Origin of the sequence: Phocicoccus pinnipedialis (genome assembly GCF_903994035.1) — a bacterium.
Classification (GTDB): Bacteria; Bacillota; Bacilli; order Staphylococcales; family Salinicoccaceae; genus Phocicoccus; species Phocicoccus pinnipedialis.
The window spans coordinates 532020-547911 of record NZ_CAJEWB010000010.1 but is presented as its reverse complement, the minus strand read 5'-3'; the positions used below and the strand labels follow the sequence as shown (position 1 = coordinate 547911).

Genomic DNA, 15892 nt, shown 5'->3' with positions numbered 1-15892 from the left:
AAATTAAATTGAAGACATATATTGAAAGTGGGCGTTTTTACGTCAAATAGGGTGGTACCGCGGTTTTCCGTCCCTGTTTTGACGAGCGCTCACTTTTTTTACTAATTTATATATTTGAGAGGAGCACATTCATGGATTATAAAGATACTTTGTTAATGCCAAAAACAGCATTTAAAATGCGTGGTGGCTTAACAACTAAAGAACCTGAAATGCAAAAACGTTGGGAAGAGATGGATCTTTACAACAAAAAATTAGAACTAAACAAAGGGAATACTCCATACGTTCTACACGATGGTCCGCCATACGCAAATGGTGCATTACACGTAGGTCACGCATTAAACAAAATAATTAAAGACTTCATAAACAGAAATAAGCAAATGAGAGGTTTCTACACTCCTTACGTACCTGGTTGGGATACGCACGGTTTACCTATCGAGCAAGCACTGACAAACAAAGGTGTAGACAGAAACAGTATGACAACTGCAGAGTTCAGAGATAAATGTATCGAATTCGCAGACTCACAAATTGATATCCAACGCGATGGCTTTAAACGAATGGGTATAGACGGGATTTGGGATGACCCATACCTCACTTACAAACCTGAATTTGAAGCTCAACAATTAAGAGTTCTGCGCGACATGGTGAAAAAAGATCTTATCTATAGAGGAAAGAAACCAGTATATTGGTCGCCAGTATCTGAATCATCACTTGCTGAAGCGGAACTTGAATATAAAGACAAACGTTCACCATCAATCTTCGTATCGTTTAAAGTGGTTGAAGGTAAAGATGTGCTAGACGAAGGAGTAAAGCTTGTTATCTGGACTACTACTCCTTGGACACTTCCAGCCAATGAAGGCATAGCTGTACATCCTGACTTAAACTATGTTCAATTTGAATATGAAGGTAGCGAATATGTAATCGTTGAAGATTTGCTAGATAATTATTTGGAAGCTGTTGAGTGGGACAAAGACAAAGTGACTAGAACTAAAGAAGTTAAAGGTTCTGCGCTTGAGTATATTAAAGCACAAAATCCATTATTCGATAAAACATCACTCGTTATCTTGGGTGATTACGTAACAACAGATGCAGGTACTGGACTTGTTCACACAGCACCTGGTCATGGGGACGACGACTATATTGTTGGCCGTAAATATGGATTAGAAATTCTTTCGCCAGTGGATGATAAAGGTGTATTCACAAGTGAAGCTGGCAAATACGAAGGATTATTCTATGATGATGCAAACAAAATCATCACTGAAGATCTAAAAGAGGCAGGCGCATTAATCAAGCTTAACTTCTATGATCACTCATATCCACACGACTGGAGAACAAAGACACCAGTTATTTTCCGTGCTACACCACAATGGTTCGCATCAATCGATAAAGTACGTCAAGATATTATCGATGAGTTAGGCGGAACGAAATTCCAAGTTGAATGGAACCGTGATCGTATGACTAATATGATAAAAAACCGTGGAGACTGGGTAATCTCACGTCAACGTGTTTGGGGTGTACCTCTTCCATTCTTTTACGCTGAAAACGGAGAAGAAATCGTAGATGTAGAAGTAATTGATCATGTTGCTAATCTATTTGAAAAATATGGTTCTAACATCTGGTTCAGCAAAACAGCAAAAGAATTACTTCCAGAAGGATATACTCATCCAGGTTCTCCAAACGGAGAATTTACTAAAGAAATGGATATTATGGATGTATGGTTTGATTCAGGTTCAACACACCGTGGTGTATTAGATTATAGAGATTACCTCACATATCCTGCAGATCTTTATTTTGAAGGTTCTGACCAGTATCGTGGTTGGTTTAACTCTTCATTGATTACTAGTGTCGCATCGCGCGGTATCTCACCATATAAAGAATTACTTTCACACGGTTTCGTTATGGACGGAGAAGGTAGAAAGATGTCTAAATCTATCGGTAACGTAATTGACCCGAATAAAGTAATGCAACAAATGGGTGCGGATATCCTAAGACTTTGGGTAATGTCTTCGGACTTCCAAGAAGACGTTCGTGTTTCAGATGACATTCTTAAACAAGTATCTGAAGTTTATCGTAAAATTAGAAATACATTTAGGTTCTTACTTGGAAACGTGAATGACTTTGATCCAAATAAAGACTCAGTTTCTTACGATAACTTAGAGGATGTTGATAAATACATGTTCAACAAATTCACTAAGTTCGCAAACGAAACTTTAGATCGTTATGAAGCATATGATTATCTTTCAATCTATCAGGCATTACAGAACTTCATTAACGTAGATCTTTCTAACTTCTACTTAGACTACGGAAAAGATATTCTGTATATTGAAAAACAAGACTCACACATCCGTCGTAGTTTACAAACTGTACTTTACAAAGTGTTAACAGAATTAACAAAATTACTTGCTCCTGTTTTAGTGCACACAGCTGAAGACATCTATGACCACACACCACATACAGAAAAAGAAAGTGTTCATTTAACATACATGCCTGAAAAAGGTGAAGTCGATTTAGACCTTCTTGATAAATGGGAAAATGCAATGGACGTTCGTGATGATGTTTATAAGGCGCTTGAAGTAGCAAGAAGCGAGAAAATCATCGGTAAATCACTAGATGCGAAAGTATCACTTGTTTTACCTGAAGGTATTACTGAACTTGGCGTAGGTACAAAACTAAATCAATTATTCATCGTTTCACAAGCTGATATTGTTAACGAATTAACTGACGGTGTTAAGTATGGTAATACTACGATTAAAGTTGAACATGCCGCCGGCGAAAAATGTAACCGTTGCTGGAACTATGTCACAGACGAAAATTTAGTAGCAGGTAAAGATGACGTATGTGATCGTTGCCGTGACGTAGTAGATAGTCTGTAAGGTGAAAAAATGAAAAATTATAGACTCATTCCGATGTCTATATTAGGAATAGCAATAATATTTCTAGACCAAATAACTAAGCTCCTCGTAGTCAAATTCATGGAATACGGGGAGTCTATTCCTTTAATAGACGGATTTTTATATCTTACTTCACATAGAAACGAAGGCGCTGCATGGGGCATGCTACAAGGAAAAATGTGGCTGTTTTATATCATCACAGTATTCGTTATAGTAGTGCTCATCATGTTTTATAGACGAGAAGCAAAATCAAGTCTCTTATTACAAATATCGCTCGTATTATTACTAGCTGGTGCAATTGGGAATTTTATTGACAGACTACTCTTCCAAGAAGTTGTAGATTTTGCTGATACAATTATTTTTGGATATGATTTCCCAATATTTAATATCGCCGATGGATCGCTTACGATAGGTGTAATATTAATGATGGTTCAAATTTTCTTCTTTGATAAGGGGGACAAAAATGAAAGTTAATTTAACTGAAGATGCAATTGGAAAACGACTGGATCAGTATTTAGTCCAAATCATTGAAGATACATCAAGAACAGATGTTCAAAATCGTATTAAAGAGGGTTTAATTACCGTTAATGGTAATATCGTTAAGCCAAACTACAAGATAAGAGCAGACGACATCATTGAATCTGAAGAACGAGAATTAATAGATTCTGAAATTAAACCAGAGAACTTAAACTTAGATATTATTTATGAAGACGATGATGTTGCGGTTGTTTACAAACCAAAAGGTATGGTTGTCCATCCAGCTGCTGGACATAACAGCGGAACTTTCGTGAATGGTTTAATGTATCAGCTCGAAACACTCTCGGGCATCAATGGGGAACTTCGTCCGGGTATCGTTCATAGAATCGATAAAGATACGAGTGGTCTTTTAATGGTTGCGAAAAACGACGTGGCACACAGAGACTTAAGTGAGCAACTGCAAAATAAAACTGTAGATAGAAAATATGTTGCACTTGTTCATGGAATTATTCCACACAATAAGGGTACAATTGATGCACCAATTGGACGTAATCCGAAAGAGCGTCAAGAAATGGCTGTAGTGGATAATGGAAAAGATGCGATCACGCATTTTAACGTAATTGAGCGTTTCGATGATTATACACTCGTTGAATGTATTTTAGAGACCGGTCGTACTCATCAAATTCGTGTTCATATGAACTATATTGGTTATCCAATTGTAGGAGATCCAAAGTATGGTCAAAAGACGACTTTCAAAACAAATGGTCAGTTACTACATGCAGGAACTGTTGGTTTTATACACCCAACTACTAAAGAACACTTAGTTTTTAAGTCAGATTTACCGGTTGAATTTACAGAAGTCCTAAATGAGTTACGTTAAATGTCAATTATTAGTTGACATTTAACTTACACATGCGTAATATAATCTAGGAACATAACTGAATACGAATGTGTCTTTAAATTGTGTCCAGAGAGGCCAATAAGACATGAATATATAGAGTTATAGGAGATGAGTGCGCTCATACATCTATAGCTCCAAACGACTATACTCATGTCTTTTAGGCATGAGTATTTTTTTATGATCAGGGAGGAATTAAGTTGGAAAAACGAACAATTTTAGACGAGGTAGGAGTTAATCGTGCGTTAACACGTATGTCTCATGAAATTTTAGAGAGATACAAAGGAAGCGACGATGTAGTGATACTCGGAATCAAAAGACGCGGTGAGTTCTTAGCGGAGCGCATGCAAGAGAAAATCTTTGGCATAGAAGGTGTGAAAGTTCCGCAAGGGACAATTGATATCACACATTTCAGAGATGATGCAAAGAGAGATATAAATGCTAGAGGTGTAGAAATCGATACAGACCTAAACGAAAAACATGTCGTCTTGGTAGATGACGTACTCCAAACAGGTCGTACGATCAGAGCATCAATCGATGCAGTACTGCAATATGCAAGACCAAATACAATCTCACTCGCAGTTCTTGTTGATAGAGGACATAGAGAACTTCCGATTCGTCCAGATTATGTCGGTAAGAACATTCCAACAAGACGAGACGAAAACGTTAGTGTCAACATTGAAGAAGTCGATGGAGAAACAAGAGTATTTATTTCTTAGGAAAGAAGAGGCGGCTTAAATGGCATTTGATCAGGAAGAGATTTATGTAAGAACGGTTGAACCTAAACTAGATGTGCATGAGAAACCGCGCCCAAAGGATGCGTTACTACTCAGCATCCAGCATTTATTTGCGATGTTCGGAGCAACGGTCCTGGTTCCATATTTAACAGGTTTACCTGTTTCAGCAACACTGATTGCAAGTGGTATAGGAACGCTACTCTACATCATGATTACAAAAGGAAAGATACCAGCATACCTGGGATCGAGCTTTGCGTTTATATTTCCGATTACGATAGCACTGAAAAGTAATAGTCTTGGAGAAGTATTAACAGCCCTCTTCTTTAGTGGAGTTGTATACGTAATAATCGGAGTGGTTATTCGCTTCGTAGGTGTTGAGTGGCTCATGAAACTCTTGCCACCAATCGTGGTTGGTCCAGTGATCATGGTCATCGGGTTAGGACTGGCTCCAGTTGCAGTCAACATGGCAATGTACGAAAATCCAAACGATTTGACGGGATATAACATTACGTACATCATGGTTGCACTCATCACACTCGGAATTACAGTACTTGGTTCAATATTCTTTAGAGGTGTCTGGGGACTTATCCCAATATTAATAGGTATTGTAGGGGGTTATGTCACAGCGGTACTCTTTGGGATTGTAGACTTCACAGTAATCAAAGAAACATCATGGTTACAATTACCACAAGTACATATACCTTTCAGCGATTACACACCAAAAATAAATCTAGGCCTCTTCCTAGTTATGCTACCGATTGTCTTTGTAACAATAAGTGAGCATATCGGCCACCAAGTGGTTATAAATAAAATTGTAGGTAGAAACTTCTTTAAAGACCCAGGGTTACACAGATCTTTAATAGGTGATGGTGTAGCTACAATGTTCTCAAGCATTATTGGAGGACCACCAACAACAACATATGGTGAAAACATCGGAGTACTTGCAATTACGAGAATATTTAGCGTCTGGGTAATCGGCGGAGCAGCTGTAATCGCGGTAATACTTGGCTTTATTGGTAAGTTTACAGCTGTAATCACAAGTATCCCGAGTCCAGTAATGGGTGGAGTATCGATTCTACTGTTCGGTATCATCGCATCTAGTGGGCTTAGAACGCTGATTGACGCAAAAGTAGATTTTGATAACAAACGTAACTTAGTAATCGCATCAGTTATCCTAGTTATCGGAATAGGTAAGGCACATTTAGACTTCGTCATCGGACAAATTCCATTTAACTTAGAAGGAATGGCACTCGCAGCATTCATCGGAATTATACTAAATCTAATCTTACCTGAAGGGGAGAATGAATAATGAAAAACTTATTATCAATGGAAGACGTTAGCCCAAGAGAAATTTACGAGATTATTTCAAGAGCACAAGAAATTAAAAAAGGTAATTACAACAAGTTTTCATCAGATAAAACGATTGTAAATTTATTCTTTGAAACGTCTACTAGAACGAAATCAAGTTTCGAAATGGCGGAGTACAAATTAGGTATTCACGCAATTCCATTTGAAGTTTCTCAATCTGCAGTACAAAAGGGAGAATCTCTCTACGATACTTGTAAAACATTAGAAGCGATTGGTGCTGATGCGTTAGTTATCAGACACCCTGACGTAAAATATTATGAGCAATTAAAAAACATAAAAATCCCAATCATCAACGGTGGTGATGGAAGTGGATCACACCCTTCTCAGTCACTACTAGACATGATGACAATGTATGAACACCATGGAAGAATTCACGACCTTAAAGTTGTGATTGTAGGAGACATTATTCATTCACGTGTAGCAAAATCAAATGCAACAGCACTAGAAAAGATGGGTGCTAAAGTATACTTCTCAGGTCCACCTGAATACCAAGATAAAACGCTAGACGTACCATACATGGAACTTGATGATGCTATCGAAGTATGTGACGTAGTTATGATGCTACGTGTACAAAATGAACGTCATGACAGAAGAATGTCAATGACGAACGAAGAGTATAACGAAAAGTATGGTATTAATGAAGCAAGAGTAGCACGAATGAAAGACGATGCAATCCTTATGCACCCAGCACCAATGAACCGAGGCGTAGAAATTACAGACGCTTGTGTTGAAGGAGATAAGAGCGTAATTTTCGAACAGATGGCAAATGGGGTATTTGTAAGAATGAGTATTCTTGAACAACTAATCCAAGGAGATGAAGACCGTGCTCTTGAAAAAAGCAAAGTTATGGCGAGATAATACTTTTATTGAAACAGATATTTTAATTAATGACAACATAATCGAGAAGATTGAAAGTGACATTGATTATGATGGTGAAGTTATTGACTTAAACGGTAAGCTTGTGACACCCGGACTTGTAGATGTACACGTACATTTTAGAGAACCTGGATTTGAACACAAAGAAACGATTGAGTCTGGTTCAAAAGCAGCTGCACGCGGAGGCTTCACTCTCGTGTGCCCAATGCCAAACACGAATCCAATCACAGATAATGTTGAGAAATTAGATCGAGTCAATAAAATAATAGACGATACAGCAGTAATTAAAGTTCTGCCTTATGTTTCTATTACAGAAGGGTTAAAAGGAGATAAACTTGTAGACTTTGAAGGGTTGAAAGAACACGGGGCATTTGCATTCACAGATGACGGTGTCGGTGTACAAACAGCAAAAACAATGTTCGATGCAATGAAGCGAGCTGCAGCACTGGATATGGCAATCGTTGCACATACAGAAGATAACTCGCTTGCTCATGGTGGTGCCGTCCATGAAGGAAATGTCAGTGAACGTCTAGGTATACAAGGAATTCCAAGTCTAGCTGAATTTACTCAGATCGCACGTGACGTGTTACTCGCTGAAGCGGCGAATTGTCATTACCACGTTTGTCACGTGTCTACAAAAGAATCTGTACGTATAATCAGGGACGCAAAACGCGCTGGAATCAAAGTAACTGCTGAAGTAACACCACACCATCTGGTATTAGATGAAACAGACTTTACTGAGCTCAATCCAAACTTTAAAATGAATCCACCACTTCGTGGTAGAGACGATAGAGAAGCCCTCATTGAAGGACTACTTGATGGTACGATTGATTTTATCGCCACAGACCATGCACCACACCATGAAGATGAAAAAGCACAAGGTGTTGCAAAAGCCCCATTTGGAATTGTAGGAATAGAACATGCATTCCAACTCGTTTACACGAAACTTGTTAAGACAGGTGTGTTCACGCTTGAGCAAGTGATTGAATGGATGACAAACAAACCATGTGAAGTGTTTAATATCGATGCAGGTACATTAGAAGTAGGCAAAAAAGCAGATATTACAGTAATTGATTTAGATGATAAAGTGACAATTACTAAAAACGGTTTTGTATCTAAAGCATCAAACTCACCATTCATTGGAGAAACTTTAGACTCAGATATCTTTATGACTATTGTAGACGGTACGTGTGTGTATCAAAAATAAGTAGGTGCATTCAGTGAATTATATATTAGAAGTGTTGTCGCAAGAAATGATTGCGGATAATATTTATAAAATGAGTATCAAAGATTCGGATGATAACTTCATAAAAAAGGAGTTAAAATCACCAGGACAATTTGTACATGTAAGAGTCGGTGATACGACAGAGCACGTGCTACGTCGTCCAATTTCTATTTCTGAGATTGACAAAGACCATCGTTTCTTCACAATTGTCTACCGTGCTGAAGGCGCCGGAACCAAGGTAATGGCGAAGCTTAAAGCAGGAGATTATATCGATTGTCTCGTACCACTAGGGAACGGATATACTGTTGAAGCTCTCGAACACGTTTTGATTGTCGGTGGAGGAATTGGAGTGCCACCATTATTAGAGTTAGTTAAGCAGTTTAACGCTGCAGGTGTAAAGACGACTCATGTGATTGGGTTTAGGTCCAAAAAGGATGTTTTTTATGAGAAAGAATTTAATACATACGGCAAAACATATGTCGTAACTGAAGATGGATCGTACGGCCATAAAGGATTTGTTACGCATGTATTGGAAGCATTAGACATGAATGAATATGATAAATTTTATGCATGTGGTCCCAAAGTTATGTTAAGCGTGCTCGATAGCACGTTGCCGATGCCAGGATATATCTCTTTAGAAGAACGAATGGGATGTGGATTTGGAGCATGCTACGCATGTGTGTGTCAGAAGTCTGATGGTTCACAAGTGAAGCTGTGCACAGATGGTCCAGTATTTGAAAAAGGAGAAATTTTGCTGTGAGAAAAAGTAACATGAATATATCTCTACCTGGGCTAGAATTAAAAAATCCAGTCATGCCTGCCTCTGGTTGTTTCAGTTTTGGTCAAGAATTCTCGGAGTTTTATGACTTAAACGCACTAGGAGCGATTATGATCAAAGCAACAACACTTGAAGAAAGAATGGGGAACAGTACACCACGCGTTGCAGAAACAGCGAGTGGAATGTTAAATGCAATTGGTCTACAAAACCCTGGACTAGAACATATTTTAAATCATGAACTTAAATTTTTAGGGCAGTTTGAGACTCCGATTATTGCGAACGTGGCAGGAAATACGATTGAGGATTATGTGGAAGTTGCTAGACAGCTTTCAAAGTCTCCTGTTGTGAAGGCGTTAGAGTTAAATATAAGTTGTCCTAATGTTAAAGAAGGTGGCATTCAGTTTGGTACAGATGCTGAGGTTGCTAAAGAACTGACGAGACGTGTTAAAGAAGTTTCTGAAGTGCCTGTATACGTTAAGTTATCACCAAACGTGACTTCAATTGTTGAAATGGCTGAAGCGGTTGCAGAATATGCCGATGGAATCACGATGATTAACACACTTGTAGGTATGAGACTCGATAATTTTGGTAAGCCAATTTTAGCTAACTTAACTGGTGGGCTCAGTGGTCCTGCTATTAAACCAGTCGCTATTAATATGGTATATCAGGTCAGAAAAGCATTACCTAAAATTCCAATTATCGCGATGGGCGGTATCGCCACCGTCGAAGATATTATTGATTTTATCTCTGTTGGTGCCGATGCAGTCGCTATTGGAACGATGAACTTCACTGATCCGATGATTTGTCCAAAGCTCATAAAAGAGTTAGACGAATACCTCATTAAAAATAATATTGCACACTTAAGCGACTTGAAAGGTCGCGTGTTTAAAAATTAGCTTTGGAGGACATTATGACGAAACCAATTATCGCACTCGACTTTAATACTTTCGATGAAGTGCAGAAATTTTTAGGGCAATTTGACGAATCTCTATATGTAAAAGTAGGGATGGAGTTATATATGTTAGAAGGTAGAAACGTTATCAAAGAAATTCGTGCGATGGGGCATGACTTATTCTTAGATTTAAAACTTCATGATATTCCGAACACTGTTGCAAGAACAATGGCAGGTCTTGGAAAGCTCGATGTTCAAATGGTGAATGTTCATGCAAGAGGGGGCAGCGAAATGATGCGCCGTGCGAACCTGGCATTTAAAGAACACAATCCTGATGGTATTTGTATTGCAGTGACAGAACTGACAAGTACAAATGAAAACATGGTGAAAAATGAGTTGAGATCTGAAATTTCTTTAGAAGAATCGGTTTTGAATCTAGCAGCTCTAACAAAACAAGCGGGGCTAGATGGGGTGGTTTCATCCCCATTAGAAAGTCCTTTAATTCACAAAAAAATTGGTGAAAACTTTGTAACAGTGACACCAGGAATTAGAATGAGCGAGAATAGAAATGATGACCAAGTGCGTATTGTAACTCCAGAACATGCGCGAGAACTTGGGTCGAATTATATTGTTGTCGGTCGTCCGATCACACAGAGTCACAATCCAGTTGAGGCATACCATCACATCAAATCACTTTGGGAGGGTCATAATGAGTAATTCGATTTCAGAAATTCTTTTAAGCATAGGTGCTGTAAAGATAAACACAGACGAAAAATTTACATGGGCGAGTGGAATTCTTTCACCAATTTATTGTGATAACCGTAAAATTATCGGCTTTCCAGAAAAGCGCGCTCAAATGGTAGAGGCATTTGTTGCGAGCATTAAGGAACACTTTCCAGAAGTTGAAGTGATTGCAGGAACAGCGACTGCTGGTATTCCACATGCAGCTTTTATCGCGCAAGAAATGATGTTGCCTATGGTTTATGTGCGTGGAGAGAAAAAAGCGCATGGTGCTGGGAAACAGATTGAAGGTTGCGAAGTGGATGGTAAAAAGACAGTTGTCATCGAGGACCTTTTATCGACTGGTGGCAGTTCACTAAAAGCAGTAAACGCACTGAAAGAGAGTGGTGCAGAAGTGCTAGGTGTTAGTGCGATCTTTAGTTATGAACTTCAGAAGCTTAAAGACAGCTTTGGTGCAAAATCACTCGAGTACTACACTCTCACAAACTTAGATGAATTATTAGAAGAGAGCAAGAAAAGTAACGCAATTTCTAAAGAACAAGTTGAAGTTGTTAAGGCATTCCGCGATTCATTATAAGACAATCAATATAATCCTCGAACTACTAAAGAGTGTATGACTATAAAAGAGTTCGGGGAATGTTTTTATGTGGCACTGATATTTTGAAAGAAGTTCTGAACGATCATCATGATAAATTGAGTGCAGAACTAGAAAGTTATATAGCTATATCACATCATGATAAGTTATATAACTTTGAGTTTAATTAAAAAATAGTGTAATTATTTAAATAAATTTAAAACATTTTTAGATATACTTTGTAAACGCTTTATAATATGTATATATTACTGAGTAAGGAGGCTCTTATGAACAAACTTATTATTTTTATCGTAAGTGTTATCTTAGTGTCAATATTAGGTTTTATGAGTATTAGAACAGTTGATAATCAACCTAAAAGTTTTTTTAGAACCTTTAAACAACTTGCTGGATTACTGATGATTGATGTACTCATAATTTTTTTAGCGATTTATTTTCATTATAATTAGTGGTTTGGAATTTAAATCTATTTACCACTCTAAAAATTGTATTATACCACGTAAAGAAAAAGACTCCTCAAAATTTTTAAGGAGTCTTCGTTTCTAATTTTTTGACTGCCGCTTCATCCGGTGTCACAAATACTGTACTTTGGTTTTTGTATGTCACGAATCCAGGTTTTGTTCCGGGTATATTTTTTACATGTTTGATAAGCGTGTAGTCCACTGGAACGGATTCTGATTGTTTTCCTTTTGAAAAATAAGCTGCAATCATTGCTGCCTCTGAAATGTCACTGTCTTTTATCTCGTCCATCGCATGTGTAATTACCACATGTGATCCTGGCATATCCTTAACATGAAACCATAGGTGATTATTCTGTGCGTGACGATTTGTTAGATAGTCGTTTTGTTTATTGTTTTTACCGACTAAAATTCGTAGTCCGTTTGATGTCTTAAACTCATTTAAAGTGACGTTTGATTTCTTCTTCTTACTGCGTCCTTTTTTAAATTTAATTAAACCTTGTTCTACTAGCTCTTCGCGAATTTCTTCTACTTCATCGCTCGTCGTAATAGATTCCATTTGGTGCAAGAGATTTTCAAAGTACTCAAGATCATCTTCAGTAATTTTAATCTGCTTCTCTGCTTCGAATTTTCTGTTTTTCATCTTGTTATACAGAGAGTAATAACGTTGAGTGTTCTCTGATGGTGATAAATGCTTTTTAAGTGGAATCTCGATTTCCTTGTTCGTGTAATAATCGAACACTTTCGCGGATTCACTATATGGATTAAGAGAGTGCATATACGCAGTTAGTAATTCACCGTATTTTTGGTACAAGTCCATAGACTTGGATTCTTCTAGGTCTGCAGCCAAGTTTTCGAGCTTACGTTTTGTCTTCGTGATGTTTTGTGCAACTACATGATAGTAATCTTGTGCTTGTTGTTTTACACGAGCATGTACATATCTATTATGATAAAAATCATCGAGTAAATCAGAGAGCGTCTTGTAAGTTGTCTTATCAATCTCTTTATCTTCAAAGATAGTGAGTGGTGAAAAATAAAAATCCTCTCTCGTGTTGTGATAAAGTACGGGTTCGCGCTTCATACTCGACAATGTGTCTCGAATCGTAGAAACAATCGTATCGGGTTTAAAATATTTCGCACGATGTTCCAGTTCACTTATAAAGAGCGGGCTGAAACCTTCAACATGGTTCAAGATTTGCCTACCAATTTTTCCACTATTGTAGTCAATGTGTTTTGGTAACTCGTCAAGTGCTTCAGTTCTTGGATTTAGTTTTTTAGGAGTAGGTGGTGCCGTATAGGCAAATCCAGGCATCACTGTACGCTCGTTGTTATTTGGGGTCAAGTGTTTAATCGCATAAATGATTTTGTTATTTTCATCTGTCAAAATAATATTTGAGTGACGTCCCATAATTTCCAATATTAAAACACGCTCAATCGGGTCGCCAATCTCATCAATATTGTTAAAGTGTAAATGTACGCGACGGTCATTTCCAACCTGTTCTATTTTATTCAGAAATCCTCCTTCGATATCGCGACGAAGCATTCGTAAAAACATTGGTGGGTCAAAAGGAGTTTCATATTTTTCGTTCGTGATATGAAAGCGCGAATATGTTGGATGTGCACTGATCAGTAACTGATGATTTTCTCTGTTACTTCTAATTCTAATCGTGACTGTCATATCATCAATTTGGTGTACACGGTTCACTCTTCCACCAACGAGAGATGAAAGTTCATCTACTAACTCATGTACAAAATTTCCATCTAGTGCCATGTTTATTTCCTCCGAATCAATTAATATACCTATTTTAACATGGAAAGAAACCATTATAAAAATTTGAGATGAATTTAAGTCAGATTTATGGTACATTATTAGATAATCACAATTTGAAAGGTTTCTTGAAATGACTGTTGATAAAGGTTTACTCATTGTACTTTCTGGCCCATCTGGTGTAGGGAAAGGCACTGTTAGAAAAGCGGTTTTTGACAACCCAGATACAGACTTTAAATACTCAATTTCGATGACTACAAGAGAGAAACGAGAAGGTGAAGTCGACGGTGTCGACTATTTCTTTAAGTCTCACGAAGAGTTTGAAAAGTTAATAGAACAAGACAAATTTATAGAATATGCTGAATACGTAGGTAACTACTACGGGACTCCTGTGGATTTTGTTCGTGAGACACTCGAGAATGGTCACGATGTATTCCTAGAAATCGAAGTTGAAGGTGCCAAACAGGTTAGGGATAGATTTCCAGAAGCTCTGTTTATCTTCTTAGCACCACCGTCCATTGCGCATTTAGAAAGCCGTCTAATTGGGCGTGGTACAGATTCACAAGAGGTTATTAACCATAGAGTACAGGAAGCGAAGCGTGAACTTGAACTCATGAATTTATATGACTATGTCGTAATCAACGATTCTGTCGATGAAGCGTGTAGAAAAATACATAGTATTGTTGAAGCAAGTCATTTAAGACGCTCTAGAGTTGAACGTACTTTAAGAAAATTATTATTGGAGGCAGATAATTAATGTTATACCCAGCACTTCACGAATTAAAATCAAACGTGGATTCAAAATATATGATCGTAACAATGGCAGCAAAACGTGCACGTGAGTTACAAGACCATCCGGACTACGCAGTATTTGGTCCTTATAAATCCTATAAAAACGTAGGAAAAGCATTAGAAGAAATCGCAAAACATAAAGTAATCAAAATTAACTAAGCTGACAAAAATATTTTTGTCAGCTTTTCTTGATATAGGGGTGAAATTGATGGCAAATATCGTCATTGGTGTTACAGGAGGTATCGCGAGTTATAAAGCGATTGATCTAACAAGTAAGCTCATTCAGAATGGACACAGTGTTCGCGTTGTATTAACAGACAATACTTTAGAATTTGTAACACCACTCGCATTTCAAGCGATTAGTAGAAACCATGTTTATATAGATACTTTTAAAGAAGAAGATCCGAGTGTCATTTCCCATATTCATATCGGTGAATGGGCAGATGTTATTTTAGTTGTTCCAGCAACTGCGAATACGATTGGAAAACTTGCTAATGGTATTTATGACAATATGTTGTTGAACGTTTTAGCGGCTACAAACAAGCCGGTGATCATTGCTCCAGCAATGAACGTATTTATGTTAGAACAACCACCTGTACAGAAAAATATTGAGTACTTAAAATCCATTGGTTATAGATTTTTAGACAGTGAGGTTGGTTTTCTCGCATGTGGATATATCGCAAAAGGTCGTCTCGCAGACACTGCGTCAATCATTGAGTATATGAATCATATACTAGAAGATAGAGTCAATAAACCACTTACAGGTAAAAAAGTCCTCATCACAGCAGGTCCAACACGTGAAAAAATAGATCCAATTCGCTATATTACAAACATATCTAGTGGCAAAATGGGGTATAGTTTAGCAAAAGTCGCGAATCATTTGGGTGCTGACGTAACACTAGTTAGTGGTCCAGTTAATATCGAAAAACCGGACGGTGTCACAGTTATTGATGTCGTATCAACCGACGACATGTTTCAAGCTGTAAAGTTACACATGAATGCGGATATCGGAATTTTTTCTGCTGCAGTGAGTGACTATACGCCAAAAGTTGTCAGTGAAAACAAAATGAAAAAAGATAAAAAACAGGAACACTTGACCTTAGAACTTAAAGAAACAACAGATATCTTACAATATGTAGGGAGTAATAATAAGGACATGTATGTTGTTGGCTTTGCAGCAGAAACGCATGATGTAGAGCGCTATGCAAGAGAGAAATTAAAGAGGAAAAATGCTGACTGCATCGTCATGAATGACGTGTCTCGTAAAGATATTGGCATGAATAGCGACGAAAACGAAGTCATGATGATATTTAAAGATGGCGGAGATTTAAGAATTCCTAAATCTCATAAAGATAAAATTGCAGAAAGAATTTTAGAAACAGTTATTGAAAGGGTAGAGTAA

At 37.6% G+C, this 15892-nt stretch carries 15 protein-coding genes; 14 read left to right on the top strand and 1 reads right to left on the bottom strand.

Features of this window, described 5'->3' with window-relative positions; genetic code table 11:
- The first annotated feature begins 131 nt into the window (after positions 1-131).
- The 11 genes from ileS to pyrE all read left to right on the top strand — a co-directional run bounded on the left by ileS (position 132) and on the right by pyrE (position 11457).
- Positions 132-2870, top strand: a complete 2739-nt coding sequence (gene ileS / locus H9D55_RS06955; protein WP_186078038.1) for an isoleucine--tRNA ligase — start codon at positions 132-134, stop codon at positions 2868-2870.
- A gap of 9 nt (positions 2871-2879) precedes the next feature.
- On the top strand, positions 2880-3362 hold the full coding sequence (gene lspA / locus H9D55_RS06950; RefSeq protein ID WP_245202338.1) for a signal peptidase II: 483 nt from the start codon (positions 2880-2882) through the stop codon (positions 3360-3362).
- Complete coding sequence (locus tag H9D55_RS06945; protein WP_186078036.1) at positions 3352-4245, top strand: RluA family pseudouridine synthase; 894 nt, start codon at positions 3352-3354, stop codon at positions 4243-4245. The genes lspA and H9D55_RS06945 overlap by 11 nt, the downstream gene beginning before the upstream one ends.
- 218 nt (positions 4246-4463) lie before the next feature.
- Positions 4464-4982, top strand: a complete 519-nt coding sequence (gene pyrR, locus H9D55_RS06940; protein ID WP_186078034.1) for a bifunctional pyr operon transcriptional regulator/uracil phosphoribosyltransferase PyrR — start codon at positions 4464-4466, stop codon at positions 4980-4982.
- Positions 4983-5001: 19 nt separating this feature from the next.
- Complete coding sequence (locus tag H9D55_RS06935) at positions 5002-6309, top strand: solute carrier family 23 protein (protein WP_186078032.1); 1308 nt, start codon at positions 5002-5004, stop codon at positions 6307-6309.
- Positions 6309-7226 (top strand): aspartate carbamoyltransferase catalytic subunit, encoded by a 918-nt coding sequence (locus tag H9D55_RS06930; RefSeq protein WP_186078030.1) that lies wholly within the window; start codon positions 6309-6311, stop codon positions 7224-7226. The genes H9D55_RS06935 and H9D55_RS06930 overlap by 1 nt, the downstream gene beginning before the upstream one ends.
- Positions 7183-8451, top strand: coding sequence for a dihydroorotase (locus tag H9D55_RS06925; protein ID WP_186078029.1), 1269 nt, complete (start codon positions 7183-7185; stop codon positions 8449-8451). The genes H9D55_RS06930 and H9D55_RS06925 overlap by 44 nt, the downstream gene beginning before the upstream one ends.
- 13 nt (positions 8452-8464) lie before the next feature.
- Complete coding sequence (locus H9D55_RS06920) at positions 8465-9229, top strand: dihydroorotate dehydrogenase electron transfer subunit (protein WP_186078027.1); 765 nt, start codon at positions 8465-8467, stop codon at positions 9227-9229.
- 11 nt (positions 9230-9240) lie between these two features.
- Entirely contained in the window at positions 9241-10143 is a 903-nt protein-coding gene (locus tag H9D55_RS06915) for a dihydroorotate dehydrogenase (protein ID WP_186078227.1), read from the top strand.
- A gap of 11 nt (positions 10144-10154) precedes the next feature.
- Complete coding sequence (pyrF, locus tag H9D55_RS06910; protein ID WP_377275349.1) at positions 10155-10856, top strand: orotidine-5'-phosphate decarboxylase; 702 nt, start codon at positions 10155-10157, stop codon at positions 10854-10856.
- On the top strand, positions 10849-11457 hold the full coding sequence (gene pyrE, locus H9D55_RS06905) for an orotate phosphoribosyltransferase (RefSeq protein ID WP_186078023.1): 609 nt from the start codon (positions 10849-10851) through the stop codon (positions 11455-11457). The genes pyrF and pyrE overlap by 8 nt, the downstream gene beginning before the upstream one ends.
- 540 nt (positions 11458-11997) lie before the next feature.
- Here the strand turns inward: pyrE and H9D55_RS06900 are convergent.
- Positions 11998-13701 carry an Rqc2 family fibronectin-binding protein gene (locus H9D55_RS06900; RefSeq protein ID WP_186078021.1) on the bottom strand — a complete coding sequence of 568 codons (1704 nt, stop codon included), beginning with the start codon at positions 13699-13701 and terminating at the stop codon, positions 11998-12000.
- Positions 13702-13831: 130 nt separating this feature from the next.
- On the opposite strand from H9D55_RS06900, the gene gmk reads away from it, so the two are divergent.
- From gmk to coaBC, 3 genes are read left to right on the top strand one after another with little or no spacing between them, the layout of a single operon-like run.
- Positions 13832-14455, top strand: a complete 624-nt coding sequence (gene gmk / locus H9D55_RS06895; RefSeq protein ID WP_186078019.1) for a guanylate kinase — start codon at positions 13832-13834, stop codon at positions 14453-14455.
- Positions 14455-14649 carry a DNA-directed RNA polymerase subunit omega gene (gene rpoZ, locus H9D55_RS06890; RefSeq protein ID WP_186078017.1) on the top strand — a complete coding sequence of 65 codons (195 nt, stop codon included), beginning with the start codon at positions 14455-14457 and terminating at the stop codon, positions 14647-14649. Before gmk ends, rpoZ begins: the two co-directional genes overlap by 1 nt.
- A gap of 49 nt (positions 14650-14698) precedes the next feature.
- A complete protein-coding gene (gene coaBC / locus H9D55_RS06885; RefSeq protein ID WP_186078015.1) occupies positions 14699-15892 on the top strand; it encodes a bifunctional phosphopantothenoylcysteine decarboxylase/phosphopantothenate--cysteine ligase CoaBC in 1194 nt (397 codons plus the stop codon).

Excerpts from the sequence above, each read along its gene's own strand:
- H9D55_RS06915 (WP_186078227.1), top strand. The coding sequence starts at position 9,241 with ATGAATATATCTCTACCTGGGCTAGAATTAAAAAATCCAGTCATGCCT.
- H9D55_RS06930 (WP_186078030.1), top strand. The coding sequence starts at position 6,309 with ATGAAAAACTTATTATCAATGGAAGACGTTAGCCCAAGAGAAATTTAC.
- H9D55_RS06925 (WP_186078029.1), top strand. The coding sequence starts at position 7,183 with ATGAAGACCGTGCTCTTGAAAAAAGCAAAGTTATGGCGAGATAATACT.
- lspA (WP_245202338.1), top strand. The coding sequence starts at position 2,880 with ATGAAAAATTATAGACTCATTCCGATGTCTATATTAGGAATAGCAATA.
- pyrE (WP_186078023.1), top strand. The coding sequence starts at position 10,849 with ATGAGTAATTCGATTTCAGAAATTCTTTTAAGCATAGGTGCTGTAAAG.
- gmk (WP_186078019.1), top strand. The coding sequence starts at position 13,832 with ATGACTGTTGATAAAGGTTTACTCATTGTACTTTCTGGCCCATCTGGT.
- H9D55_RS06945 (WP_186078036.1), top strand. The coding sequence starts at position 3,352 with ATGAAAGTTAATTTAACTGAAGATGCAATTGGAAAACGACTGGATCAG.
- ileS (WP_186078038.1), top strand. The coding sequence starts at position 132 with ATGGATTATAAAGATACTTTGTTAATGCCAAAAACAGCATTTAAAATG.
- H9D55_RS06935 (WP_186078032.1), top strand. The coding sequence starts at position 5,002 with ATGGCATTTGATCAGGAAGAGATTTATGTAAGAACGGTTGAACCTAAA.
- rpoZ (WP_186078017.1), top strand. The coding sequence starts at position 14,455 with ATGTTATACCCAGCACTTCACGAATTAAAATCAAACGTGGATTCAAAA.
- H9D55_RS06900 (WP_186078021.1), bottom strand. The coding sequence starts at position 13,701 with ATGGCACTAGATGGAAATTTTGTACATGAGTTAGTAGATGAACTTTCA.
- coaBC (WP_186078015.1), top strand. The coding sequence starts at position 14,699 with ATGGCAAATATCGTCATTGGTGTTACAGGAGGTATCGCGAGTTATAAA.